Below are 26029 nucleotides of genomic sequence, written 5' to 3' on the forward strand. Positions count from 1 at the left end.
GCTCATTCGACCGTCACCGACTTGGCGAGGTTGCGCGGCTGGTCCACGTCCGTGCCCTTGTGCAGCGCCGTGTGGTAGGCGATGAGTTGCGCCGGAACCGCGTAAAGCATCGGGGCAAAGATCGGGTCGATCCTCGGCATGACCAGCGACTGCCAGACCCCATCCCCGGCGATCTCGGCGCCTTCGGCATCGGTGATCAGCCAGACGCGTCCCTCGCGGGCCAGCACTTCCTGCATGTTCGACACGGTCTTGTCGAACAGGGCATCGCGCGGGGCCATGACGATCACCGGCACCGTCTTGTCGACCAGCGCGATGGGGCCGTGCTTCAGTTCGCCGCTGGCATAGCCCTCGGCATGGATATAGCTGATTTCCTTGAGTTTCAGCGCGCCCTCCAGCGCGAGCGGGAACATCGCCCCGCGCCCGAGGAACAGGACCGAGCGCGCCTCGGCCAGCTTGCCGGTGCGTTTGTGGATGCGATCCTCCAGCGCGAGGGCCTGGTTGATCAGGCCCGGCAGGCCACGCAGCGTTTCCAGCAACTCCGCCTCGCGCGCCGCGTCGATGCGGCCCCGCTGGCGGGCGGCGAGGATGGCGAGGTTCGCCAGAACGCCCAACTGGTTCATGAAGGCCTTGGTCGAGGCGACGCCCACCTCGATCCCGGCGAGGATCGGCAGGGCAAGGTCGCTTTCGCGCGCGATGGAGCTTTCGGGCACGTTCACCACCGAGACGATCCGCGCGGCCTTGCCCTGGGCGTAGCGCAGGGCGGCCAGCGTGTCGGCGGTCTCCCCGGACTGGCTGACGAAAAGCGCGGTGGCCCGGTCCGACACGGGCGGCTCGCGATAGCGGAACTCGCTGGCGATATCGACGTCGCAGGGCAGGCCGGCCAGTTGCTCGAACCAGTATTTCGCGACCGAGCAGGCGTAATGCGCCGTGCCGCAGGCCACGAGGATCAGGCGGTCGGTCTCGGCGAAATCAAGCGCGCCTTCGGGCAAGGCGACTCGCTCACCCGAAGAGTAATGGGTCAAACACTCGGCCAGTACGGTCGGTTGTTCGAAGATCTCCTTCGCCATGAAATGCTTGTGCCCGGCCTTGTCGATCTGCGCGGCCTGCGCCGAGATCGTCCGTGCGTCGCGGTTCGCCAGCCTGCCCTTGGCGTCCCGGATCTCGACGCCGTCGCGGGTGACGAAAGCATAGTCGCCTTCTTCGAGATAGGTGATGAGGTTGGTTAGCGGCGACAAAGCGATGGCGTCCGAGCCCACATACATCTCGCCGTCGCCATGGCCGATGCAAAGCGGGCTGCCCTTGCGCGCGGCGACGATCAGGTCCTCTTCGCCCTCGAACAGGAAGGCCAGCGCGAAGGCCCCTTCGAGATGCTTGAGCGTCTCGGTCGCCGCCTCGCGTGGGCTTTTCCCCTCATCGAGGAAAGACGCGCAGAGTTGCGCCACGGTCTCGGTATCGGTCTCGGATTCGAAGTTGCGGTCGGACAGGCGGCTGCGCAACTCGCGGAAATTCTCGATGATCCCGTTATGCACGACCGCGACGCGGCCCGTCTGGTGCGGGTGGGCGTTCTTGACGGTCGGCCCGCCATGGGTGGCCCACCGGGTGTGGCCGATGCCCGACTTGCCCGCCAGCGGGTCATGCACCAGCAGGTCCGAGAGGTTGTGCAACTTGCCCACCGCGCGGCGGCGGTCGAGCCGGCCGTCCTGCACCGTGGCGATGCCCGCGCTGTCATAGCCGCGATATTCCAGCCGTTTCAGCGCCTCGACGAGGATGGGGGCGACCTCGTGCTTGCCCAGAACTCCGACGATCCCGCACATGGGGTTTCCTTTCCTGCTCTAGCCCTTGGCCTTTTCGGCCTTTATCGCGCGCAGACGGTCCATCAGGCGCACCGCCAACCCTGCCTTGTTCACCTGTTTCGCCCGCCCCAGCGCCAAGGCCCCTTCGGGCACATCGCTCGTGATGACCGAGCCCGATCCCGTCATCGCGTTGTCGCCCACCGTCACCGGCGCCACCAGCATCGTGTCCGACCCGATGAAGGCGTTCTTGCCCACAACCGTGCGGTGCTTGAAGACGCCGTCGTAATTGCAGGTGATCGTGCCCGCGCCGACATTCGTGCCGTCGCCGATCTCGGCATTGCCGATATAGGTCAGGTGGTTGACCTTGGTGCCTTCGCCGATCAGCGAGGCCTTCACCTCGACGAAATTGCCGATATGGGCGTTATTGCCGATCTCGGCTCCGGGGCGCAGCCGGGCATAGGGGCCGACGATGGCGCCCGCGCTGACATGGGCGTCTTCCAGATGAGAGAAGGCCCGGATCGTCGCGCCGGACTCGACCGTCACGCCGGGCCCGAAGACCACGTAAGGCTCTATCACCGCATCGCGCCCGACCCAGGTATCCGCCGACAGGATGACCGTCTCGGGCGCGGTCATGGTCACGCCGTTTTCCAGTACCTCGGCCCGTTTCATGGCCTGGAACTGGGCCTCGGCCGCGGCCAGCTCGGCACGCGAATTGACCCCGAGCGTCTCGGCCTCGGAACACAGGACCGCCGTCGCCGACAGGTCGCGGCTCGCGGCAATCTCGGCGAGGTCGGTCAGGTAGTATTCGCCGGCGGCGTTGTCGGTATCCACCTGACCCAGCAGGTCCATCAGCAGGCGCGCATCGGTGGCCAGCAGACCCGAGTTGCACAGGTCGATCCCAAGCTGTTCGGGCGTCGCATCCTTGGCCTCGACGATGCGCACCAGCCGCTCGCCTTCCATCATCAGCCGCCCGTAGCGCCCGGGATCGGCGGCGCGAAAGCCCAGAACGACCATGTCATGGACGGCGCGGGCCGCCTGCATCCGGCGCAGCGTGTCCTCGCTGACGAAGGGGGTGTCGGCATAAAGCACGACGGCATCGCCCTGGAACCCTTCAAGCGCCGGGGCTGCCTGCAATACCGCGTGCCCGGTGCCGAGTTGCTCCTCTTGCCGCACGCAGACCGCCTCTGGCGCGATCTCCTCCAGCGCGGCCTCGACCTCCTCGGCGCCGTGGCCCGTGACCACGACGATGCGCGATGGCTCCAGCGCGCGGCCCGTCGCCAGGGCATGGGCGATCATCGGCGCACCCCCGATCGGATGCAGCGGTTTCGGAAGGTCCGAGTTCATCCGCGTGCCGGCGCCTGCGGCCAGGACGATCAAAGCGACAGGGCGATGGGGGTCGTGCGCCATTTCTTCGGGTTTCCCTTGTTTTCTTTGCGTTCTATCCAAGGACACGAAGGGTGCCAAGCAGGGGCCCGGTCACTTTGCCCGACAGGCTGTTTCAGCGATGGGCAAAAAGACGCCGAAACCGAGAGGGCAGCCATGACGCGCACCGTGATCTTCGACCTCGATGGAACGCTGGCCGATACCAGCGGCGACCTGATCGCGGCGGCCAACATGGCCCTGTCCGAGATGGGATTTGCCCCGCAATTGAACCGGGGGCAGGATGATGCCACCGCCTTTCGCGGCGGGCGCGCCATGCTGCGGCTGGCCGCCGAGCGCATGGCGCTGGCCGAGGCCGAGGCGATGATCGAACGGGGCTACCCCCTGCTGCTCGACGCCTATGGTCGCGACATCGACCGCCATACCAGCCTCTATCCCGGCGCGATGGCGGCGGTGGGCCGCTTGCGCGCGGCGGGTGTCGCGGTGGGCATCTGCACCAACAAGCCGGAGGGGCTGGCCATCCAGTTGCTCGATCGCCTCGGGATCTCGGATCAGTTCGCCTCGCTGATCGGGGCCGACACCCTGCCCACGCGCAAACCCGACCCGGCCCCGTACCTTGCTGCGGTCGATGCGGCGGGCGGGGCGCTGGAGCGGTCTTTCCTCGTGGGCGATACCGAGACCGACCGGAAAACCGCGCGGGCGGCGGGTGTGCCATGCGCGCTGGTCACCTTCGGGCCGACCGGTCGCGCCGTGGCAGAGCTTGAACCCGAGGCGCTGGTCGATCACTTCGACGCCTTCGATACGGTCGTCGCGCAGCTTCTTCCCTGAGCTTGACGCGCAGGCTCTTCGGGCAAAAGGTGCCTCGCATGGACAAACCCGTTTTCACCGGCAGCTTCACCCAGCAAGAGCCGATCCCCGAGGCCGCCATCGAGGCCGCCATTGGCGTCATGCGCTCGGGGCGTCTGCATCGTTACAACCTCGCCGAGGGAGAGGTGGGCGAGGTGGCCTTGCTGGAACAGGAGTTCGCGGCCTTCACCGGGGCGAAATATTGCCTTGCCGTGGCCTCGGGCGGATATGCCATGTCCTGCGCCTTGCGCGCGCTCGGTGTTGGGCCGGGCGACAAGGTGCTGTCCAACGGATTCACCCTCGCCCCGGTGCCCGGTGCCATCGCCAGTGTCGGGGCTGAGCCCGTTTTCGTCGAAACGACCGAGGCGCTGACCATCGACCTCGATGACCTCGCCGGACAGATCCGGCAGAGCGGCGCGAGAGTGCTGCTGCTCAGCCACATGCGCGGGCATATCTGCGACATGGATCGCCTGATGCAGATCTGCGACGCGGCCGGTGTCGCGGTGATCGAGGATTGCGCTCATACCATGGGCGCGGCCTGGGACGGAGTGCCCTCCGGCCGCCATGGGGTGATCGGCTGTTACTCGACCCAGACTTACAAACACATCAATTCCGGCGAGGGCGGATTGCTGATCTCGGATGATGACGAGGTCATGGCCCGCGCTGTATTGTTGTCGGGAAGCTACATGCTTTATCCCCGTCACACCGCCAGGCCGCCTGTGGAAACGTTCGAAAAGGTAAAGTGGATCACGCCGAACGTGTCGGGGCGCATGGACCATTTGCGCGCCGCGATCCTGCGTGTTCAACTGGCCGACCTGCCGCGCCAGGTGGCGCGTTGGAACGCGCTCTACGAGGTCGTGGAGGATGGGCTCCGCAACACCGCCGGGTTGCAGGTGATCGAACGCGACCCGAAGGAAGCCATCGTCGGCTCGTCCATCCAGTTCCTGTTGCCGGGCGCAGCGCCCGAGACGATCACGCCGGTCCTTCGCGGCTGTGCCGCGCGCGGTGTCGAGTTGAAGTGGTTTGGCGCGAAAGAGCCCGTCGCCTTCACCTCGCGCTACGACAGCTGGAGATACGCGAGGCCCAGGTCCCTGCCGCGCACCGATGCGATCCTGGCCGGGTTGCTGGACATGCGCCTGCCGCTGACATTCTCGACCGGGGACGCGGCCCAAATCGCCGAGATCATTCGCGATGAGGTTGGGCAAGCGCACCATCAGGCGGCGGTCTAGGCCCGCCGCGGTCCACGCGAGGACCGGAAATCTCGAGATTTCCGTCCAGAAAATCTTCAGATTTTCTTACGGTTTTCTCGAGAAAACCTCCCCTTCGGTCAGACGAGGCGCGAGTTTTCCTTCGCCGCGCGGATGAAATCGGCAAAAAGCGGATGCGGCTCGAAGGGTTTCGATTTCAGTTCGGGGTGGAATTGCACACCGATGAACCAGGGGTGATCGGCCACTTCCACGATCTCGGGCAACCGGCCATCGGGCGACATGCCCGAAAACACCAGCCCCTTGTCTTCCAGCGCATCGCGGTACTTGATGTCGACCTCGTAGCGGTGACGGTGGCGTTCCTCGATCTGGCAGGAGCCATAGACCTGCGCCACCTTCGAGCCTTCCTTCAGCACGGCGTCATACGCGCCAAGGCGCATCGTGCCACCTTTGTCGTCATCGGCCTTGCGCGTGACCTTGTAGTTGCCCTGCACCCATTCCTTCAGGTGGTAAACAACGGGGGTGAAACGTTTTTTCCCGGCTTCGTGGTCGAATTCCTCGGACCCGGCATCGCCCAGCTCGGCCAGGTTGCGGGCGGCTTCGATTACCGCCATCTGCATGCCGAGGCAGATCCCCAGGTAGGGGACCTTGCGGGTGCGGGCGAACTCGGCCGCCTTGATCTTGCCCTCGGTGCCGCGCTCACCAAAGCCGCCTGGCACAAGGATCGCGTCGAATTCCTCGAGGTAGGGGGCGGGATCCTCGCGCTCGAAAATCTCTGCGTCGATCCAATCGGCCGTGACCCGCACGCGATTGGCCATGCCGCCATGGGTCAGGGCCTCGGCGATGGATTTATAGGCGTCTTCCAGTTGCGTGTATTTACCGACGATGGCCACGCGCACCTCGCCCTCGGGGTTGTGGATGCGGTCGGCCACGTCTTCCCAGCGGGATAGTTCCGGCTTCGGGGCCGGGCTGATCTGGAACGCGTCCAGAACGGCCTGGTCCAGCCCTTCGCGGTGATAGGCCAGCGGCGCCTCGTAGATCGACTTCAGGTCCTGCGCCGCGATCACGGCGTCCGGGCGCACGTTGCAGAACAGCGCCAGTTTCTCGCGCTCCTTCTGCGGGATCGGCCCCTCGGAGCGGCAGACGAGGATATCCGGGGCAAGCCCGATGGACCGCAATTCCTTGACCGAGTGCTGCGTGGGCTTGGTTTTCAACTCGCCCGAGGCCTTGATGTAAGGCAGCAGCGTCAGGTGCATGAACACGCATTGCCCGCGCGGCTTTTCCTGGCTGAACTGACGGATCGCTTCGAAGAACGGCAGGCCCTCGATATCGCCGACCGTACCGCCGATCTCGCAGAGCATGAAATCCACCTCGTCTTCGCCGATCGAGATGAAATCCTTGATCTCGTTGGTGACGTGCGGAATCACCTGGATCGTCTTGCCGAGGTAATCGCCGCGACGTTCCTTCTCGAGCACGTTCGAATAGATCCGGCCCGAGGACACGCTGTCGGTCTTGCGCGCGGCAACCCCGGTGAAGCGTTCGTAGTGACCGAGGTCGAGGTCCGTCTCCGCGCCGTCGTCGGTCACGAAGACCTCGCCATGCTCGAAGGGCGACATCGTGCCCGGATCGACATTGAGATAGGGGTCGAGCTTGCGCAGCCGCACGGTAAAGCCGCGGGCCTGCAACAGGGCGCCCAGTGCCGCCGATGCCAAACCCTTGCCAAGCGAGGATACAACACCGCCGGTGATGAAAATGAAGCGCGCCATATGTGCAGTCTCTCCCGTGTAAGGGGCGTCGAATCCAATCCGAATCCGATGCCTCAATCCCTTGGCCACGGGATTTGAGGATAACAGAATTCGGATGCGCTCTTCAAGCGCCCCCGCAAGATCATGTGAGGAATGGGGCTATATCCCCAAGATATGCGGCGGAATTATCCGCCGCGGCGTGTGTCAGTCGGCTCGCGGCGGCAGGGCCGGGGCATCGCCGGAGATCGGCGGCAACAGGTCATCGACCGGCGGCAGGATGTCGGCATCGTCGCCGGCACCGTCTTCGACGGCGGCCGGGCCTGCACCGATCCGGTCCAGAACCGAGTCGCTGGCCGAATTCTGCGCCGCGATGATCGTCAGCGTGATCGAGGTGGCCAGAAACGCAATGGCGAAGGCCCAGGTCAGCTTGCCCAGGGCGGTCGCGGCCTGACGGCCCGTCATGACACCGCCACCACCGCCCATTCCAAGGCCGCCCCCTTCGGAACGCTGGAGCAGAACCACGCCAATCAGGCAGATGGCGAGGATGAGGTGAACGACGAGTATGACATTTTCCATTGGCGGGTCCTTGACGGCCGGGCTTTGGATTTGCGCCTACTTATGAGATGCGACAGGCCGCCGCAAGACCTAGGCGGCACAACTTTAAGGCGAAGAATGGCTGTTATTGCAAGCGATTTTCGATCGCCCATCCATGTGCCGCCGGATTCCCACTTCGTTGATGCTGCCAGGCGGCCGGTGTGGGGTCAGGCAGGCACGCAGCGAAACGGCGATTCGCCCGGGCGCCTTGCAAGGTGCCCCCGAGAAATCGGTTTTCCCCGCGGGCGCGCGCGGCTATAGCTGCCGCGGTTTTCGCCTTGGGCGGATCGAACGGATAAAGGGACCAGCGGAATGGCAAACGTTGTCGTGGTCGGCGCCCAGTGGGGCGACGAGGGCAAAGGCAAGATCGTGGATTGGCTGAGCGAGCGCGCCGATGTGATCGCGCGGTTCCAGGGCGGTCACAATGCCGGTCACACCCTGGTCATCGATGGCGCGGTCTACAAGCTGCATGCGCTGCCGTCTGGTGTCGTGCGCGGCGGAAAGCTGAGCGTGATCGGCAATGGCGTGGTGCTGGACCCGTGGCACCTTCTGAACGAGATCGAGACGATCCGCGCGCAAGGGGTCGAGATCACGCCCGAAACCCTGATGATCGCCGAGAATACGCCGCTGATCCTGCCGATCCACGGTGAGCTGGACCGCGCGCGCGAAGAAGCCGCCAGCCAGGGCGCCAAGATCGGCACGACCGGGCGCGGAATCGGCCCGGCCTACGAGGACAAGGTCGGACGCCGCTCGGTGCGCGTGGCCGACCTGGCCGATGAGGCGACGCTTGAGGCGCGCGTGGACCGCGCCCTGACCCATCACAACGCCCTGCGCAAAGGCCTCGGCATCGACCCGATCGACCGCGAGGCGCTGATTGCGCAACTGAAAGAGATCGCGCCGAAGATCCTCGAATATGCCGGACCCGTGTGGAAGGTGATGACCGAGAAGCGCAAGGCCGGCAAACGCATCCTCTTCGAAGGGGCGCAGGGCGCGCTGCTGGATATCGATTTCGGCACCTATCCCTTCGTGACCTCGTCCAACGTGATCGCCGGGCAGGCGGCCACGGGCGTGGGCATCGGCCCGGGCGCCATCGATTACGTGCTGGGGATCGTGAAGGCCTACACCACCCGCGTGGGCGAGGGGCCATTCCCGACCGAGCTTGACGATGCCGACGGTCAGCGCCTTGGCGAGCGCGGGCATGAATTCGGCACCACCACGGGGCGCAAGCGGCGCTGCGGCTGGTTCGATGCCGCCCTGGTGCGCCAGACCTGCGCGACCTCTGGCGTGTCGGGCATCTCGCTGACCAAGCTCGATGTGCTGGACGGGTTCGAAACCCTGAAAATCTGCGTCGGCTACGAGTTGGACGGGGAGCGGCTGGATTACCTGCCGACCGCGGCCGACCAGCAGGCGCGCTGCACCCCCATCTACGAAGAAATGCCGGGCTGGTCCGAGTCGACCGAAGGCGCGCGCAGTTGGGCCGATCTGCCGGGCGAAGCGGTCAAATACGTCCGCCGGATCGAAGAGTTGATCGAATGCCCGGTCGCCCTACTCTCCACCTCGCCCGAGCGGGACGACACGATCCTCGTGACCGATCCCTTCGCGGATTGATCGAGCCAAGAACAAAGGGTGTGACATGGCGCTCAGCTACAAGGCCCGCAAACGCTGGTCCCTCGTGATCCTTCTGGTGGGGTTGCCAGCCTACATTGCCGCCGCCTGGTTTGTGATCAGCCTGTTCGACCGCCCGCCGATCTGGGTCGAGCTGGTGGTCTACGTCGCCCTGGGCTTCGTCTGGGCCTTTCCGTTCCGCGCGGTGTTCCGCGGCGTTGGTCAGGCGGACCCGGAGGCACGGCGCGAAACGCCCACGCCCGGCGAAGACCGGTAAGGTCGCCGCAGGCGGGTCATTTCGACAGGGTCGGCTGACGCGATCAGCCGTTGGTGCGGGAGCGCGAGGGCGCAGTCGCCATGCGATAGACGCCAGGGTCGGCTTCGACCAGAACGCCGGCGCGAGTCAGGCTTCGGATGGCGTCGATGGCATCCTGCCGGGTGATGCTGTCGTCGGTCGCGAGGCGCACAAGCCGGATCAACTGGATCCGCTTGAAGTTTTCCTCGCCCAGATCGTGCGTGATGTATTCCGCCCCCATCTCGACCACTTCCTCGATCTCGACGGCATCGCTCGCTTCGAGTTGTTTCACGAAGGGCGTCACGAAATCGGGGAGATCCGGCTGCGTATCTTCCTCTGATGCCGAAGCGGGCGCTGTCGGCTCAGGGCTCTCCTCCGCGGTGCTCAATTCTGGCCGGTCGTCCCCATAGGTGCCGAGCGTGTCGTCTGATACCGGCGTGGCGGCGGGGGCCTCCTCGAGAGCTTCGGCGGCCTCGGGCGCTTCGGGGGAATTCGCTTGTGCAGCGGGGCTGCCGCCACGCGACAGCGCACGACGGGTCACGCCCGACATGGCCATCCCGGCCCGTTCCGCAAGGAAGGCGAGCGAATTGGCCATCTTGCGCGGCGGCGGGGGAGTGTCATCATCCGCCATCGGATCGGCAATCGCGGCCTCCGACGGCGCGGACGGGCGCGGTTCAAGCTGTTCGGCCACATCCTCGACCGGCGGCAACGTATCGGCGGCGCTCGGTTCGGCCGGGGTCGGGCGAGGGGCCTCTGCCACGGTCGCGGAGGCAGGATCGGCCAGAGCGGCGTCCGTCCGGTCACGCCCTGCGGCACCACTCGGCCGCGACGAGGCCTCGGCGCCAAGGCGGAAGGCGCGGACGTCGTTGGCACTGACGCGGCGGGGGCGGACGGGTTCGCTGGGGGCCGCGGCAACAGCTTCGTCCACGCGCTGTTCCGACACCAACACCAGCGGCGCCGGTCGCGCGGCGCGGCGGCGGCTGACATCGACCCGGACGCGGCTGGGGCGCATCACGCGGGCAAGGTCCTCGCGGTATTCTGCGGTTTCATCCTGGGGCTCTTCGGACACGCCGTCGATCTCGGCGAGGCGCTTTTCGGCGACCCTGGCCGCGACGGCGGCCTTGAGATGCTCGATATTCGCCCGGCGGCGGGTGGTTTCGGCGTTGGACATCCGGCTATCGGTCGCGTTAAACAACCGGTCCACGTCCTGATCGCTGTCGCCCGCGCCCGGCGCTGCGGCGGGGGCAGCCGGCTCGGCGTCCTGTTCCGGGTCCGCCATCGCCTCGTCGGTGGCCTCGGCGGCGTCATCTCCGTCGTCGTTGGCCCTCGGCAGGCTTCCGGCGGCGGCGATCGCGGCAAGCTCGGCTTGCAACGCAGCTTCATCCTCGGGCGGGAGGTCCGCCGTCTCGCTCTCGGCTTCATCCTCCGAGCCCGCAGTCGACGGCTCCGCCGTGGCGGTCAGCGTGTTTTCTTCGCCGAGCAGCGTCGCGATTGCCGAGAGCGTGTCCGCATCCGTGTCCTGATCCTCGGGCGCGGTCTCGGGTTCGGTGGAGGCCGCCTCAGGGGCGATCTCGATCGGGGTGTTGTCCGCATCCTCGGCATCGGCGTTTTCTTCGGCCATCGCAGCCGCGCGGATCCGTGCAAGGCGTGCCGCGACCGAGTCGCCCGCGACGCCACGGGCATCTTCGAACAGCGCCTCGGTTTCTTCGCGGCTCCAGGAGGCAATCGTGTCCTCGGCGCCGCTGAAAAACGCGTCATCGACGATGTCCTCGGCGGGGCTGGCCTCCGGTTCGTCCGCGGTCGCCGCGACGTCTGTGATCTCCTCGGCGTCGTCCTGTGCGGCGTCAGCGTCGCCCAGCTCCTGCGCGGCATTTGCGGCGGCCATGGCAGCCGCCATAGCGATCAGAGTATCCGCGCCCTCGGGGATTGACGCATCCGCAGGATCGGCCTGCGCATGTTCTTCGTCCTCGGCTTCGCCAGCGTCTCCATCCACGTCATCGGCGGCAGGCGTGTCGGCCAGATCCTCCGCCAGCGCGGCAAGGATGCTGTCGTCGCCAGCGCTTGTTTCATCCTCCGGCTCGACCTCTGCCTCGGCTTCGGCCCCGATTTCTTCTTCTGCAGCAGACTCGTCCATCACCGTGTCGGCAAAGGCGGCGATGCCTTCTTCGTCGGACGCGGCGGGACGGTCTGACTCCTCGACCTGGGCTTCGGCGGGCGCAGGCCCCTCTGCCTCGGTCGCGACTTCTTCCTCTGTCCCAACCGTGCCGGGTTCGGCCTCGGGCTGTGTGTCTTCTGCCGTGTCGTCCTCTGCCTCTGCCTCGAAATCACCCATGTCGGGGGCTTCGACGGGCGGCATGTAGGTGCCCGGCACCAGGCTGCTGGGCATCACCGTCTCGGCGCCCCGCAGCATCGTCGTCTGCGCCGCCGGTGTTTCGGCGGGCGACACGCTGTCGTCGGGGCGTAGGACGAGGCTGTTTTCGGAAAAGCGCGCCTCGACCCGGCGCTGGATGGCGGCCTCGGTGATGCGATGCAGGGCTTCGGCGTCGGGCGTCGGCGGTTCGGCTCCGAAATACCGGTCCTCGGCGGCAAGGTCGCGGAAATACTCCGCAATGGCCTTCATGGCCGAAAACGGTTCGTCGAATCCTTCCAGTGTGCACGAAAAGGTGCCGTAGGAGACTGTAAGAATCTTGTTCGCGTCGCCCATATCACTATCACTCTGCTCGTCCGGCAGATGCCGGAAGTTATCACTTTGATGTTCGTTGGGACAAATTGATTCCAAATAATCTGGCCGGGAATTGGGCGCTTCGAAGGAGATTGATCGGTATGAAGGACAGAATTTGCCCTCAGAACCGCCATTGTTGACCAGCCCGGATCCTGTGACGCTGCTTGGCGGCGGGGTGGTCGGGCCGGGCGATCTTGACCTTGCGTTGACGCGCGCGCCCACGCTCATTGCCGCCGATGGCGGGGCAGGGGTGGCGTTGTCGGCAGGCTACCTGCCCGAGGCTGTGATCGGCGACATGGATTCGCTGGCCCCCGCCGACCGCGCCCGGCTGGACGGTCGCCTGTTTCCGATCGAGGAACAGGAAAGCACCGATTTCGACAAGGCGCTACGCTCGGTCGCGGCGCCGCTGGTCATTGCCGTGGGCTTCGCCGGAGCGCGGATCGATCACGAGCTTGCGGCCTATCACACGCTGGTCACGCGCCCCGACAAGGCCTGCATCATGCTGGGCGCGGTGGATGTCGTCTTTCACATGCCGCTGCAGCTGACGCTTGCTCTGCCGGCCGGCACGCGATTCTCGCTGTTTCCGCTGGCCGAGTTGCGGGGCAGCGCGACAGGCCTGCGCTGGCCCATCGACGACATCCCGTTCCACCCCGCCCGCCGTATCGGCACCTCGAACCAGACTGTTGAACCCACCGTGACATTGCGTTTCGAGTCGCCGGGGATGCTGGGAATATTGCCCCGCGCGCATCTCGATGCGGTGATCGCGGCGTTGACTGCGCGCGTTTAACACTCGCACAGCGCGCGCTCATTGGCTAAAGACATCGAAACGCTGTCAGACCTGCCAGACCACGGAGATCGCCTATGCCGGCCGAGCTGTCGCCCATCGACAAGGCAAAATACGTATCCGCCCGCCGCGCCGTGGAATTCGTCGAGGACGGGATGCGGGTCGGCCTCGGGACCGGGTCGACCGCCGCCTGGATGGTGCGCTGCCTGGGCGAGATGGTCCGCGAAGAGGGGATGATGGTCACCGGGGTCGCGACCTCGAAGCGCACGGCGGACCTCGCGCGCGAGGTGGGCATCACCGTCAAGACGCTGGACGAGGTGCGCTGGCTCGACCTGACCATCGACGGCGCGGATGAGTTCGACCCCAACCTCAACCTTATCAAGGGCGGGGGGGGCGCGCTCTTGCATGAAAAGATCGTGGCGACGGCCAGCGACCAGATGGTGGTGATCGCGGACCTGTCGAAAGAAGTGGATCGCCTCGGCACCTTCCCGCTTCCGGTCGAGGTCATCCCGTTCGGCTGGCAGACGACCAAGGCGCTGGTCGAAGAGATGCTGTCCAATGTCGAGGTTCTGGGCCGCTCGGCCAGCCTGCGCCTCAACGGGTCCGAGCCGTTCCGCACGGACGAGGGCAACTATATCCTCGACCTGCACCTGCGCCGCATCTCCAATCCCGCGCAGCTCAGCCTCGTGCTGAACCAGATCCCGGGCGTGGTCGAGAACGGGCTGTTCCTCGACATCTGCGACATCCTGGTGATCGGCAATGCCGACGGCACCGTCGAGGTGCGCGACATCAACAACGGCACCGTCGAGCATGAGCGCGTCGACCTTGTCGACAGCGAGAACCTGTTTGCCGACAGCGACGAGTGATCACGCCGGGTCGGACTCGATCCAAGCGGCGGATGTCAAGGCGTGTTCATGTTGAACGCATCGCGAAAGATGCGCCATGTGCCATCGTCCTGACGTCGAAAGATGGTCAGGAACTTTCCGTCGACGGTGTCCGCCACGGTGAAGTTGCCACTGGAGAACGCCCAATCGCCGATCACCACGACCTCGTCCGCTACAATCTCCATCGAGGGAGGTTGGGACGCCGCGAACGCCTCGGGGATCCCCTGCGAGAAAGTGGCGTAATCCAAGGCGGGGCTGCCCGGTGGCAGTCGGATACCATCGGTATCCCACAGGCTGAGCCATGTTTCGGCATCGCCGGCCACGCGAGCGGCGCTGTACGTCGACCAGATCTCAAGGATGGCAGCCTCGTCAGCAGCGGTGTCGGCGTTGGCCGGGACCGGCATGACGCTTGCCGTTGCCAATGCCAAGACGGCCAGTGTCTCTTTGAATCGAAAAGCCATGTGATCCTCCCCATCATTTTGGCGAAGACCGGAGTCTACACAAACAGCCCCGGCGCGCGCTGACATGCGTCAATGCAACCGTCCAGACAGCCCATGCGCCCTGAGTCGCTGCCAGGCACGACCTGCGCTGGATCGCCCCGTCGGGCGGATCTCGATTCTGGTAATCCAGATGCCTCTGTGTGATACACCGATCCGCGTCGACAAGTGAGCGAGGATGAAGCTGTGAGCCAATTCGACTATGACCTGTTCGTGATCGGTGGCGGCTCGGGTGGGGTGCGCGCGGCGCGCGTTGCGGCGGCCGAGGGCGCCAAGGTGGCGCTGGCCGAGGAAAGCCGCATGGGCGGCACCTGTGTCATCCGTGGCTGCGTGCCGAAAAAGCTCATGGTTTTCGCCTCCGGCTACCGCGAAAGCTTTGCCGATGCCCGCGCCTACGGCTGGGATGTCGAGGATGGCGTGTTCCAGTGGGACAAGTTCCAGCCCCAGCTGCACAAGGAACTGGACCGGCTGGAAGGTGTCTATCGCCACCTGCTCGACAATTCCGGCGTCGAGGTGTTCGACAGCCGCGCCGCCCTGGACGATCCGCACACCGTGCGCCTCGCCGATGGCGTCACCAAGACCGCCAAGCATATCCTGATTGCCACCGGCGGTCGGCCCGTGCGGCCTGATTTCCCCTGTGCCGACCTGGGAATCGTGTCGGACGATATTTTCGACCTGCCGGAATTGCCCAAATCCATCCTGATCGTGGGCGGCGGCTACATCGCCTGCGAATTCGCCTGCATCCTTTCGGGCATGGGCGTCGAGGTCACGCAGTTCTACCGCGGCGCGCAGATCCTGCGCGGCTTCGACGAGGAAGCGCGCGGCCTGATCGCCGAGATGATGCGCGAGCACGGGATCGACCTGCATGTCGGCACCAACATCGTCGACATGGCCCCGGCCTCGGAACGCCCCGACCCGGACGAGGAAAACCAGGCGGGCATGGGCGCCGATGTGCACCAGATGACCGCGCTGCAAACCGATGCGAGCGGCGGCAAGGCTTCGGCCCAAGGCGGGCCGCTCTGGGTGAAATCCACCAACGGGCACGAGGGCGTGTTCGACCATGTGCTCTTCGCCACCGGTCGCCGCCCCAACACGGACAACATGGGCCTTGAAGAGGCAGGCGTGAAACTCGGCCGCAATGGCGAGGTCATCGTCGACGAGTTCTCGCAAACGGCGGTGCCCTCGATCTACGCGATCGGCGATGCGACCGACCGCGTCAACCTGACGCCCGTGGCGATCCGCGAGGGCATGGCCTTCGTCGAGACGGTGTTCAAGGGCAACCCGACGCCGGTCGATCATGACCTGATCCCCTCCGCGGTCTTCACCCAGCCCGAGTTCGGCACCGTGGGTCTGACCGAGGAACAGGCGCGCGAAAATCACGAGATCGAGGTCTATTGCACCTCGTTCCGCCCGATGCAGACGGCCTTTGCGGGCAAGCCGGGGCGCGTTCTGATGAAGCTGATCGTGGATCGCGGCGACCGCAAGGTCCTGGGCTGTCATATCGTCGCGCCGAACGCGGGCGAAATGATCCAGATGGCCGGCATCGCGGTGAAGATGGGCGCCACAAAAGAGGATTTCGACCGCACGGTCGCGGTGCACCCGACAATGGCCGAGGAACTGGTGACGATGAAAACGCCCGTGCGCACGGTCTGACCAAGCTTGATTTTGCGGCGAAAACGCACAGCTTCCGATGCAATCGCGGTCGCAAGGCCCATATTGAACATCAAACGACACTCAATGTGTGAGGGAACGACAATCTATGGCTGGCAATAGTGGCGGCCCCTGGGGCGGCGGAGGCGGCTCAGGCGGTGGAAATCGCGGAAACAACAACGGGGGTGGGCGTGACGAAGGCCCACGCCGCCCGAGCGGCGGTGACCAGCAGATCCCCGAGATCGACGAGATTGTCCGCAGGGGGCAGGAACAGCTGCGCGTCCTGATGGGCGGTCGCGGCGGCGGCGGGCGTGGCCCGGGCGGTGGCGGCACTGGCCCTGCGCCGCGCACGCTTTGGGCCATCGGTGGCCTTCTCGTCGTCGGCCTCTGGCTATTCCAGTCCTTCTACACGGTCCGGCCCGAAGAACAGTCGGTCGAGCTTTTCCTGGGCGAGTATTCGTCCACCGGCGGCCCGGGCCTCAACTTCGCGCCCTGGCCGCTCGTGACCGCCGAGGTTCTGGCGGTGACGCGGGAAAACACCGTCACCATCGGCGCCAACCGTCCCGGCGCGTCCGATGATGGTCTGATGCTGACCACCGACGAAAACATCGTCGATATCGACTTCGAAGTGGTGTGGAACATCAACGATCCGGCGCTGTACCTCTTCAACCTGCGCGACCCCGAGGCGACGATCCGCGCCGTGTCCGAGGCCGCCATGCGCGAAGTGATCTCGCAGTCGCAGCTGGCCCCGATCCTGAACCGTGATCGTGGCCTAATTGCCGACCGCGTTCAGCAGTTGATCCAGACGACGCTGGACAGCTATGACTCGGGCGTGAACATCGTGCGTCTGAACCTCGACCGCGCCGACCCGCCCGCCGAGGTGATCGACGCCTTCCGCGAAGTTCAGGCCGCCGAACAGGAACGTGACCGACTGGAGCGTCAGGCCGACGCCTACGCCAACCGCGTTCTCGCCGGGGCCCGTGGTGAAGCCGCCCAGCTTCTCGAAGAGGCCGAGGGCTACCGCGCGCAGGTTATCAACGAAGCCCAGGGTGAGGCCGCACGCTTCCTCTCGGTTCTGGCGGAATACTCCAATGCCCCCGAGGTGACGCGCCGTCGTCTCTACCTCGAGACGATGGAGCGCGTTCTGGGCGATACCGACCTCGTTATCCTCGACGACAACGGCTCGGGCGGTGGCTCCGGCGTGGTGCCCTACCTGCCTCTGAACGAGCTGCGCCGTTCGCAGCCTGACACCTCCACCGCAACGGGGAGCAGCAACTGATGAAACGTCTTGCCTATCTTGTGCCCGTTCTCGTTCTGGGCCTCGCGGTGCTGTCCAGCTCGATCTTCGTGGTCGATGAACGCCAGCGCGCCCTTGTGCTGCAATTCGGCCAGATCCGCCAGGTGATCGAAGAGCCGGGCCTGAACTTCAAGGTCCCGTTCATTCAGGAAGTGGTCTATTACGACGACCGCATCCTGTCGCTCGACACCGCCCCGATCGAGGTGACGCCGTCGGATGACCGTCGTCTCGTCGTGGACGCCTTCGCGCGCTACCGCATCAACGACGTGGTGCAGTTCCGCCAGGCCGTCGGTGTCGGTGGCCTGCGGGCCGGCGAGGACCGTCTCGAGGGGATCATCAACCCGCAGATCCGGGCCGTGCTGGGTTCGGACGGCGTGACCTCGAACACCATCCTGTCGGATGAACGGGCCGCGCTGATGGAACAGATCACGGCACAGGCCCGCGCCCGCGCCGCCGTTCTGGGCCTCGAGGTGCTGGACGTTCGTTTGAAGCAGACGAACCTGCCGGCGCAGAACCTCGAAGCGACCTTCGCCCGGATGCGGGCCGAGCGTGAACGCGAAGCCACCGACGAGATCGCCCGTGGTAACGAAGCCGCGCAGCGGGTCCGCGCCCAGGCTGACCGGACCGTGGTCGAGCTGACCTCCGAAGCGCAGCGCGAGGCCGAGATCACCCGCGGTGAGGCGGACGCCGAACGCAACCGCATCTTCGCCGAAGCCTTCGGCCAGGACGCCGAGTTCTTCGAGTTCTACCGCTCGATGACCGCTTATGAACGCGCCTTGCGGAACAACACCACCATGGTGATCACGCCTGACAGCGAGTTCTTCGAATATCTCGGTGGGTCCGCCGGCGGCACGCCACCGGCAAACAGGTAACTTTCACCAGAGCGGGCGGCCAAGTGCCGCCCGTTCGGCTTTTGCAGACCGGCTTCGACACCATGAGCGTGTTCCACATCCTGCTTCTCGGTTTCGGCACCGCGCTTGTCATCGAAGGTCTGATCTTTGCCTTCGCGCCCTCGCGATTGGACCAGATCCTGCGCATGTTCGCTGAAATACCCGTCGAGACGCGCCGCCTGATCGGCCTTGTTGCCGTGGCCCTGGGGGCGGTTCTGGTCTCCTGGGCGGTGAGTGGCGGGCTTTGATCCGCATCCCGATATTACGGTCGCGTCACGCGCATGTGACGGACCCTGGCAACCGCGCGAGGCTCGAAAAGGTTGATCCGGGCGCGGTCTGCGCAAATATGAACACCAGCACTTGCAGCGATATTGCCGCTGCCCATCCGGCTTGACAGGAGGGAAGTTCGTGACGATCCAACAGGCCCCGGTTGATTTTCAGCCGTCCCCAGACCGCCATTCCGAGACCCCGGCCCGCGCCGCCGTGGCCCGCATGACCCACCACGGCGCGATGACTTACCGGGCGATGATGACCGCGCTGATCGCAGCGCTGAGCATGCTGGCCCTCGTGATTGCAACGACGGACGCGCGTGCTCAATCCGCACCGCCATCCTTTGCCGACCTCGTGGACGAGGTGGGCGATGCCGTGGTCAACATCACGACCTCGGCCATCGTTGCCGGCCGTCAGGGCGGCCCCGGCCCGATGCTGCCGGAGGGCAGCCCGCTCGACGATTTCTTCAACGACTTCCTTGACCGTCAGCAAGGCCCCGAGCAGCAACGCCGCCGGAGCCAGGCGCTCGGCTCGGGCTTCGTGATTTCCGAGGACGGGTTCATCGTCACCAACAACCACGTCATCGAAGGCGCCGACGAAATCCTGATTGAGTTCCGCTCGGGGATGGAGCTTGAGGCGACCCTGATCGGCACCGACCCCAACACTGATATCGCCCTTCTGAAGGTCGAAGCGGACGACCCGCTGCCTTTCGTCACGCTGGGTGACAGCGAGGCGATGCGCGTGGGCGATTGGGTCATGGCCATGGGCAACCCGCTGGGCCAAGGCTTCTCGGTGTCGGTCGGCGTCGTGTCGGCCCGTGGCCGCGAACTGTCGGGTACCTATGACGACTACATCCAGACCGACGCCGCCATCAACCGCGGCAACTCGGGCGGTCCGCTGTTCAACATGGATGGCGACGTGATCGGCGTGAACACAGCGATCCTGTCGCCCACGGGCGGGTCCATCGGCATCGGCTTCGCCATGTCGTCGGACGTGGTCACGAACGTCGTCGCGCAACTGCGTGAGTTTGGCGAAACCCGCCGCGGCTGGCTTGGCGTCCGCATCCAGGACGTGACCGCCGATATCGCCGAAGGCCTCGGCCTCGAAGATGCACGCGGCGCCCTTGTCACCGACGTCCCCGAGGGGCCGGCCCGTGACGGCGGCATCGAGGTGGGCGATGTCATCATCTCCTTTGCCGGGGAAGAGATCGACGATACGCGCGAACTGGTCCGCGTCGTCGGCGACTCGGGCGTTGACGAAACCGTGCGCGTCGTCGTCCTTCGCGACGGGGAAACCCAGACCCTGCGCGTGACGCTCGGCCGTCGTGAAACCGCCGAAGGCATGGGGCCGTCGGGCAATGGCAACGCACCGGGCCCCGAGCAATCCTCGGGCGAGGTGCTGGGCCTGGTCGTCACGCCGCTGACCGACGAGATGCGCCAGCAACTGGATGCGCAGGGCGTGTCGGGCGGCTTGGTGATCGAACAGGTCGACCCGGCCTCGGACGCCGCTGCGAAGGGCCTTCAGGTGGGCGACATCATCACCGAGGTCGCGCAGCAGCCGGTGCGCACCGCCGATGATTTCCGCGCGCGGATCGAAACCGCCACCGAGGCAGGGCAGAAGTCGATCCTTCTGCTGATCCGCCGCGCCGGCAACCCGCGCTTCGTGGCGCTGAGCCTTGAAGAAGACGAATAAGGCGCCCCGCCTTTCACAGACGAAACCCCCGGCGCCGCGCGCCGGGGGTTTTTTCTTGCAGTAGTAGGGGGCGGGATCAGCCGCCGTCGCCGCCCTGGGCCGCCAGCTCCGGGTCCCAGATGGCGATGCCAAGCTGCCGCGCGGCGGCCAGCGACAGGATTGGGCTGTCGAGCCCTTGTGGCCGCTGGTAGGCGCGGATCGCGCGGCGTGTGCGGGTGTCCATCTCGCCGTTGATCGGCCCGTGGTAATGGCCGCGCGCCTCCAGGGCGCGTTGCAGCGAGGCGATGAATTCCGGGTCGCGCTCGGCCTGGCAGGGGGTCTCGAACCACAGCTCGCGCCGTTCCTGAACGATGCGCTGCTGCGTTTCGGTCATGAAGATCGCGGGTTCGCGCACCGCGCCATCGGTCGAGATCTGCGGCGGTTGCAGCATCACCTGTTCGGTCACGGTCTCGATCACGGCAGGCGTTACCTCGCGCCCGTAGCAGGCATTCGGGTCGGCATCGGGCGGACCCATCCCGCGGGTCACCTGGATGTCGGTTTCCACCGGGTCGATCACGGCCGAGAACACCTCCTCCGTTGTCGGCGTGCAGGCCGACAGGCCGCCCCAAAGGGCCGCAAGAAGGATCGGGTATCGCATGGGTCTGCTCTGACCTGCCGTTTATCGTTGCCCGCATCATAGCGCGTTTTGCCCCCTCGCGGAAGCGCCGTGCGCTCAGGGGCCATCGGCGGCGCGGGTCTGCTCATGCAGATGCACGAGCGCGTCCAGCATGTCCGAGATATCCTCGACATGCTCGGCGATCACATGCGCCACGCCCGATTGCCGCTGCACCCGTCCGGTCACGCGCAACAGTCGCCCCGCGATCACCGCACGGCGGAAGCGCTGGTAGATCTTCTGCCAGACGATGATGTTGGCGACGCCGAACTCGTCCTCCAGCGTCAGGAAGATCACCCCCTTGGCGGTACCGGGCCGCTGGCGCACCAGGACCAGCCCCGCCACCATGATCCGCGCCCCCTCGGGCGGCAGGTGCAAGAGGTGATGCGGCAGGCAATCGGGCGGCCTTGGCCAGTCGGGGGGGCGAATATCGGGCTCCATGAGAACAAAAATAGAACATACCCTGCGGCATGCAATCCCGAGTTTTTGTCTGGAAAGCCATGGCCCGGCATATTACCTGTCACCCGGATTTGCAGCACCGAGGGAAAGGGCAAGGCAGGACATGGCCAAGATCACCTATATCGAACACAACGGCACCGAGCATGTCGTGGACGTGCCCAACGGCCTGACCGTGATGGAAGGCGCGCGTGACAACAACATTCCCGGCATCGAGGCCGATTGCGGCGGCGCCTGCGCCTGTTCGACCTGCCATGTCTACGTCCATCCCGACTGGGTTTCGAAACTGCCCGAGATCGACCCGATGGAAGAGGACATGCTGGAATTCGCCTACCAGCCCGATCCCGAACGCTCGCGCCTGACCTGCCAGTTGAAGGTGACGGACGCGTTGGACGGCCTGGTCGTGCAGATGCCCGAAAAGCAGATCTGAGGACCGCGCCGGTGGCGCCGCGCCTGCCGTTGCGGGCCTGTCGCGCGGGCGCCCGCGGCGCGGGGCTGGCCTTGGGCCTGTGGCTGGCAGGGGCAGGAGGCGCGCTTGCCTGCGATCAGCCGCCCTGGGTCGGCGTCGCGATGGAGGGCTCCGTCACGCAGGCCAGCGGCCCGCACGGACCCGTCGCCGCCTGGTTCGAAGACCCCACGACGCGCTACGCGCACGCCGTCCTTGGCGACGCGATCGAGGCGGGCACGCTGGCCGTGCAACTCGATGATGTCCCCGATTGCACCACGGCCCGGATCGTCCTGCCCGAGGCCGAGGTGTTCGAAGACCTCGCCCCGCGCCTGGCCGACCTGACCGGGGATGGCCGCCCCGAGATCATCGTGGTGCAAAGCCATGCCACCCAGGGCGCGCGCCTCTCCGTCTATGGCGTGGGCCCGAACGGCACGGATCTGACTCTTTATGCCGCCACGCCCCATATCGGGCGCGCAAACCGCTGGCTCGCACCGGTGGGTGTGGCCGATCTCGACGGGGACGGGACGCAGGACATCGCCTATGTCGACCGCCCGCATCTTGCCCGCACCCTGCGCGTCTGGCGCTTTACGCCCGATGGCGCGACCGGCGGCCGCCTGCAGGAGATCGCCAACCTGCCCGGCCTGTCGAACCACCGTATCGGCGAGGCCTTCATCACCGGGGGCATCCGCGACTGCGGCGCCGGCCCCGAGATCATCACCGCCGATGCGGGCTGGTCGCAGGTCATGGCCACGCGCCTGACGGAAGGTGCCCTGACCGCGCGCGCACTGGCGCCTTTCAGCCCCGAGGCCGTCGCGAACGCCCTTTCCTGCACGCCCTGACGCCTTGTCGGGGTTGACTTCGCCCGCCCCGCGCGGTGTATCGGCGCGACCCATGAGACGCGCCGGACGGCGCCGCAAAACCAAAGCCCAAAGGGACCGTAGATGCACGCCTATCGCAGCCACACCTGTGCCGAGCTCAGCAAGGAAAACGTGGGCGACACCGTTCGCCTGTCGGGGTGGGTGCACCGCATCCGCGACCATGGCGGGGTGCTCTTCATCGACCTGCGCGACCATTACGGGATGACGCAACTGCTCTGCGACCCGGACAGCCCGGTGTTCAACGAGGTCGAAAAGCTGCGCGCCGAATACTGCATCCGCATCGATGGCAGCGTGAAGGCCCGTGACGACGCGCTGGTGAACCCCAAGATCCCGACCGGCGAGATCGAGGTGTTCATCCGCGACATGGAAGTCCTGGGGCAGGTGAAGGGCGATCTGCCGCTCCAGGTCTTTGGCGATCAGGAATACCCCGAGGAAACGCGCCTGCGCTATCGCTACCTCGACCTGCGGCGCGAGGCGATGCAGTCGAACATGACGCTGCGCTCGGACGTGGTGGCCTCGATCCGTCGCCGCATGTGGGATATCGGCTTTCGCGAATACCAGACGCCGATCATCACGGCCTCGTCCCCCGAGGGCGCGCGCGACTTCCTCGTGCCCTCGCGCCTGCATCCGGGCAAGTTCTACGCGCTGCCGCAGGCCCCGCAGCAGTTCAAGCAGTTGCTGATGGTGTCGGGCTTCGACAAGTATTTCCAGATCGCGCCCTGTTTCCGCGATGAGGACCCGCGCGCCGACCGTTCGCCCACCGACTTCTACCAACTCGACATGGAGATGTCCTTCGTCGAGCAGGAGGACGTGTTCGGCACGGTCGAGCCGGTGCTGAAGGGCCTGTTCGAGGAATTCGGCGGCGGCAGACGGGTGGACCAGGACTGGCCGCGCATCCCCTATGCCGAGGCGGCGCTGAAATACGGCACCGACAAGCCCGACCTGCGCAACCCGATCGAGATGCAGGTCGTGAGCGAGCATTTCGCGGGCTCGGGCTTTGCCATCTTCGCCAAAATCCTGGAACAGGACGGCACCGAGGTGCGCGCGATCCCCGCGCCCACGGGCGGGTCGCGTAAGTTCTGCGACCGGATGAATTCCTGGGCGCAGGGGCAGGGCCTGCCGGGGATGGGCTACATCTTCTGGCGCGAGGCCGAGGGCGCCCTGGAAGGCGCAGGCCCGCTGGCCAAGAATATCGGCCCCGAGCGGACCGAGGCGATCCGGCAGCAACTGGGCCTTGGCGCGGGCGACGCGGCGTTCTTCCTGGCCGGCAAACCGTCGGAATTCGAGGCCGTCGCGGGCCGCGCGCGGACCGAGGTGGGCGAGCAGCTCGACCTGATCGACAAGGATCGCTACGCCTTCGCCTGGGTTGTCGATTTCCCGATGTACGAGGCGGACGAGGAAACCGGTAAGGTCGATTTCAGCCACAACCCCTTCTCCATGCCGCAAGGCGGGCTGGAGGCGCTGGAGGGCGACCCGCTGGACGTGATGGGCTACCAGTACGACCTGGCCTGCAACGGCTACGAGATCGTGTCGGGCGCGATCCGGAACCACAAGCCCGAGATCATGTTCAAGGCCTTCGAACTGGCGGGCTATGGCGAGGACGAGGTGCGCAAGCGCTTCGGCGGCATGGTCAACGCGTTCCAGTACGGCGCCCCGCCGCACGGGGGCTGCGCGGCCGGGATCGACCGGATCGTGATGATCCTGGCCGACACCGCGAATATCCGCGAGGTCATCCTCTTCCCAATGAACCAGCGCGCCGAGGACCTGATGATGAACGCCCCGTCCGAGCCGACGGCGGAGCAGTTGATGGAGCTGGGCCTGCGCGTGATCCCGCAGGAGTAAGTTTTCCACAGGCTGTGGATGGGCCGCAGAAATCATGCGGTTTCTCCTTTGAAATTGCCCCGATCTATGTGCGTGCAGGTTGAAATCCTGCCAGCCGCCGTGGGCCTGAAATGAAAAGAGCGGTGCCTGCCGGATGCGGGCGCCGCTCGATTTTTGTCGGATGGGGCGGAAAATGCCCCGGGGTCGGTCAGTCTTCGAGACTGTCCTCTTTCTTCTCTTCGATCAGCTCGCCTTCCTGCGCCTTGCGCTTGAGGAAACGGTCGCCGAAGCCGTCGATCTCGGCCTCGTCGATCACCTCCCTGGCGCGGGTGAAGACCTCGTCCTCTTCCTCCTCGATATGGTGGAGGTAGTCGTGCTGGAGCGTCTTGAACTTTTGCAGCCAGCCGGGCGAGGACATGTCCATCTCGTTCAGCTCTTCCATCAGGTCGTCGAGCTGCTGGTGTTCGTGGACCGAATGGCGGGCGGAATCCTGGCCCCAGGTTTTCGAGATCAGCTTGGAGTAAAACGTCTCTTCCTCGGCGGCGGCGTGGGCCTTCACGTCGTGGTAGAACTCGGACCACGCTTTATTGCGACGGTCGCTGTCGCCGGAGGTGTCGGCGATCGTGTCCATCAGGTCGCGGTGGCGATCGTGGTCGGACTTTATGGCGGCGTAGATGGACGGCATGGCGATACTCCCTGGCTGTGCTGCCGGGACAACCCGCGTGCGCTTCATTGGTTCCGCAAGACAGGTCATCGGGGTCACATCGCCATCGGGATGGATTGCAGCCGCTGCGAGATCATCGCGCGCAGATCGGCCTTGTCCTGACCGGCGAAGCCGCCATCCATGGCAAGCGCCCGGCCTTCCAGCGCGTCATCCTCGGCGGACCGGGCCAGACCGAGAAGGAAGCGGCGCAGGTAGCCCACGGGCGGCGCATCGAGCGCGAGAAGGTCCATCGCGTGGGACAGATCCTCGCGCAGGGCGAAGGGGTCGGGGATGACGGGCGTGACCTCGGCCTCGCGCGGGCCGGCGGGGCGCAACTCGGCGGGCAGGTGGCGCAGGATCTCGGCCTGGAAGGCGGCCAGCGAGTCGAGCGGCTTGGGCAGGAACCCATCCGCGCCCGCGCTGAGCGCCTGTTTTGCCGCGGCCTCCCGCTCCGCGCCGGAGGTGCCGAGGATGATCGGCACGCGCGGCGTCAGCGCGTGCATCGCCGCGATCAGGTCGAGGCCCGAGCCATCGGGCAGGCCCAGGTCGACGATGGCGACCGCCGGGTGGTAGACGTTGAGGTGACGTTCCGCCGCGGCGAGGCAATCGGCCCGGCGCAGCCGCGCGCCCGAGCGCAGGCACATCAGGCGCAGCGCCTCGGAGGTGAACACGCTATCCTCGACCGCGAGGATCGTCAGGCCCAGAAGCGGCCGGTCCGCCGACGGGCGCGGCCGGTAGAGAAGGTCGGTGAGTGCATCATCCATGCGAGCCATCCCCTGAAAATTCGAAACGCATCCCTTTGATCCGGACCAGTTCACACTGGCAGGGTTGAGAAAGGATTAAGATCGACCGCGCGCTGCCCGGTTTTTCCGGCCCGTGCGCTTGCCCCCGCGTCCCTTCGCCCCTTGGCAAGGGCGGGGCA

Annotated in this window: 23 protein-coding genes and 1 pseudogene; 14 read left to right on the top strand and 10 right to left on the bottom strand. The window is 66.0% G+C overall.

Annotated features, from left to right (window positions below):
* Positions 1-2: 2 nt before the first annotated feature.
* Both glmS and glmU read right to left on the bottom strand, forming a co-directional pair.
* On the bottom strand, positions 3-1814 hold the full coding sequence (gene glmS / locus KUV65_RS13990) for a glutamine--fructose-6-phosphate transaminase (isomerizing) (RefSeq protein WP_222191348.1): 1812 nt from the start codon (positions 1812-1814) through the stop codon (positions 3-5).
* 18 nt (positions 1815-1832) lie between these two features.
* Positions 1833-3200, bottom strand: coding sequence for a bifunctional UDP-N-acetylglucosamine diphosphorylase/glucosamine-1-phosphate N-acetyltransferase GlmU (glmU, locus tag KUV65_RS13995; RefSeq protein ID WP_222191349.1), 1368 nt, complete (start codon positions 3198-3200; stop codon positions 1833-1835).
* A 132-nt stretch (positions 3201-3332) separates the two neighbouring features.
* Here glmU and KUV65_RS14000 point away from each other — a divergent pair, with 132 nt between their 5' ends.
* Both KUV65_RS14000 and KUV65_RS14005 read left to right on the top strand, forming a co-directional pair.
* Positions 3333-4001: an HAD-IA family hydrolase gene (locus KUV65_RS14000; RefSeq protein ID WP_222191350.1), complete on the top strand. Its 669-nt coding sequence runs from the start codon at positions 3333-3335 to the stop codon at positions 3999-4001.
* A 38-nt stretch (positions 4002-4039) separates the two neighbouring features.
* Positions 4040-5248, top strand: coding sequence for a DegT/DnrJ/EryC1/StrS family aminotransferase (locus KUV65_RS14005; protein ID WP_222191351.1), 1209 nt, complete (start codon positions 4040-4042; stop codon positions 5246-5248).
* Between the two features lie 98 nt (positions 5249-5346).
* On the opposite strand, the gene KUV65_RS14010 is transcribed toward KUV65_RS14005, so the two are convergent.
* Both KUV65_RS14010 and secG read right to left on the bottom strand, forming a co-directional pair.
* Complete coding sequence (locus tag KUV65_RS14010) at positions 5347-6990, bottom strand: CTP synthase (protein ID WP_222191352.1); 1644 nt, start codon at positions 6988-6990, stop codon at positions 5347-5349.
* A gap of 183 nt (positions 6991-7173) precedes the next feature.
* Positions 7174-7545 carry a preprotein translocase subunit SecG gene (secG, locus tag KUV65_RS14015; RefSeq protein WP_222191353.1) on the bottom strand — a complete coding sequence of 124 codons (372 nt, stop codon included), beginning with the start codon at positions 7543-7545 and terminating at the stop codon, positions 7174-7176.
* Positions 7546-7875: 330 nt separating this feature from the next.
* On the opposite strand from secG, the gene KUV65_RS14020 reads away from it, so the two are divergent.
* Both KUV65_RS14020 and KUV65_RS14025 read left to right on the top strand, forming a co-directional pair.
* Entirely contained in the window at positions 7876-9171 is a 1296-nt protein-coding gene (locus KUV65_RS14020; RefSeq protein ID WP_222191354.1) for an adenylosuccinate synthase, read from the top strand.
* 25 nt (positions 9172-9196) lie between these two features.
* Entirely contained in the window at positions 9197-9445 is a 249-nt protein-coding gene (locus KUV65_RS14025; protein ID WP_222191355.1) for a DUF2842 domain-containing protein, read from the top strand.
* A gap of 43 nt (positions 9446-9488) precedes the next feature.
* Here the strand turns inward: KUV65_RS14025 and KUV65_RS14030 are convergent, their stop codons facing one another.
* Entirely contained in the window at positions 9489-12167 is a 2679-nt protein-coding gene (locus tag KUV65_RS14030; protein WP_222191356.1) for a hypothetical protein, read from the bottom strand.
* Positions 12168-12321: 154 nt separating this feature from the next.
* On the opposite strand from KUV65_RS14030, the gene KUV65_RS14035 reads away from it, so the two are divergent.
* Positions 12322-12972 carry a thiamine pyrophosphokinase gene (locus KUV65_RS14035; RefSeq protein ID WP_222191357.1) on the top strand — a complete coding sequence of 217 codons (651 nt, stop codon included), beginning with the start codon at positions 12322-12324 and terminating at the stop codon, positions 12970-12972.
* Between the two features lie 74 nt (positions 12973-13046).
* On the top strand, positions 13047-13835 hold the full coding sequence (rpiA, locus tag KUV65_RS14040) for a ribose-5-phosphate isomerase RpiA (RefSeq protein WP_222191358.1): 789 nt from the start codon (positions 13047-13049) through the stop codon (positions 13833-13835).
* Positions 13836-13870: 35 nt separating this feature from the next.
* Here rpiA and KUV65_RS14045 read toward each other — a convergent pair whose 3' ends face one another.
* Positions 13871-14314, bottom strand: coding sequence for a YybH family protein (locus KUV65_RS14045; RefSeq protein ID WP_222191359.1), 444 nt, complete (start codon positions 14312-14314; stop codon positions 13871-13873).
* 222 nt (positions 14315-14536) lie between these two features.
* Between KUV65_RS14045 and KUV65_RS14050 the strand changes: the two genes are divergently transcribed.
* The 5 genes from KUV65_RS14050 to KUV65_RS14070 all read left to right on the top strand — a co-directional run bounded on the left by KUV65_RS14050 (position 14537) and on the right by KUV65_RS14070 (position 20149).
* Complete coding sequence (locus KUV65_RS14050) at positions 14537-16003, top strand: FAD-dependent oxidoreductase (RefSeq protein WP_222191360.1); 1467 nt, start codon at positions 14537-14539, stop codon at positions 16001-16003.
* A 106-nt stretch (positions 16004-16109) separates the two neighbouring features.
* Complete coding sequence (gene hflK / locus KUV65_RS14055) at positions 16110-17279, top strand: FtsH protease activity modulator HflK (protein ID WP_222191361.1); 1170 nt, start codon at positions 16110-16112, stop codon at positions 17277-17279.
* On the top strand, positions 17279-18169 hold the full coding sequence (gene hflC / locus KUV65_RS14060; RefSeq protein WP_222191362.1) for a protease modulator HflC: 891 nt from the start codon (positions 17279-17281) through the stop codon (positions 18167-18169). The genes hflK and hflC overlap by 1 nt, the downstream gene beginning before the upstream one ends.
* Before the next feature lie 62 nt (positions 18170-18231).
* Positions 18232-18435 carry a DUF2065 domain-containing protein gene (locus KUV65_RS14065; RefSeq protein ID WP_222191363.1) on the top strand — a complete coding sequence of 68 codons (204 nt, stop codon included), beginning with the start codon at positions 18232-18234 and terminating at the stop codon, positions 18433-18435.
* Between the two features lie 160 nt (positions 18436-18595).
* Positions 18596-20149: a DegQ family serine endoprotease gene (locus KUV65_RS14070; protein ID WP_308124687.1), complete on the top strand. Its 1554-nt coding sequence runs from the start codon at positions 18596-18598 to the stop codon at positions 20147-20149.
* Positions 20150-20225: 76 nt separating this feature from the next.
* Here the strand turns inward: KUV65_RS14070 and KUV65_RS14075 are convergent, their stop codons facing one another.
* Together KUV65_RS14075 and KUV65_RS14080 are read right to left on the bottom strand one after the other, a co-directional pair.
* On the bottom strand, positions 20226-20786 hold the full coding sequence (locus tag KUV65_RS14075; RefSeq protein ID WP_222191364.1) for a peptidoglycan-binding domain-containing protein: 561 nt from the start codon (positions 20784-20786) through the stop codon (positions 20226-20228).
* A gap of 75 nt (positions 20787-20861) precedes the next feature.
* Positions 20862-21161, bottom strand: a pseudogene (locus tag KUV65_RS14080) (OB-fold nucleic acid binding domain-containing protein); the annotation flags it as partial.
* Positions 21162-21363: 202 nt separating this feature from the next.
* On the opposite strand from KUV65_RS14080, the gene KUV65_RS14085 reads away from it, so the two are divergent.
* The 3 genes from KUV65_RS14085 (at position 21364) to aspS (ending at position 24425) form a co-directional block, all read left to right on the top strand.
* Positions 21364-21687: a 2Fe-2S iron-sulfur cluster-binding protein gene (locus KUV65_RS14085; protein WP_222191366.1), complete on the top strand. Its 324-nt coding sequence runs from the start codon at positions 21364-21366 to the stop codon at positions 21685-21687.
* 11 nt (positions 21688-21698) lie between these two features.
* The gene (locus tag KUV65_RS14090; RefSeq protein ID WP_222191367.1) at positions 21699-22544 is read left to right on the top strand and encodes an FG-GAP-like repeat-containing protein; all 846 of its coding nucleotides are present in this window, start codon (positions 21699-21701) and stop codon (positions 22542-22544) included.
* A gap of 102 nt (positions 22545-22646) precedes the next feature.
* Positions 22647-24425: an aspartate--tRNA ligase gene (gene aspS / locus KUV65_RS14095; protein ID WP_222191368.1), complete on the top strand. Its 1779-nt coding sequence runs from the start codon at positions 22647-22649 to the stop codon at positions 24423-24425.
* Between the two features lie 187 nt (positions 24426-24612).
* Here aspS and KUV65_RS14100 read toward each other — a convergent pair whose 3' ends face one another.
* Positions 24613-25089 (bottom strand): hemerythrin domain-containing protein, encoded by a 477-nt coding sequence (locus KUV65_RS14100; protein WP_222191369.1) that lies wholly within the window; start codon positions 25087-25089, stop codon positions 24613-24615.
* A 74-nt stretch (positions 25090-25163) separates the two neighbouring features.
* Complete coding sequence (locus tag KUV65_RS14105; RefSeq protein ID WP_222191370.1) at positions 25164-25871, bottom strand: response regulator; 708 nt, start codon at positions 25869-25871, stop codon at positions 25164-25166.
* Positions 25872-26029 lie beyond the last annotated feature (158 nt).

Origin of the sequence: Maritalea mobilis, assembly GCF_019800885.1 — a bacterium.
GTDB classification, from domain to species: Bacteria; Pseudomonadota; Alphaproteobacteria; order Rhodobacterales; family Rhodobacteraceae; genus Roseibacterium; species Roseibacterium beibuensis.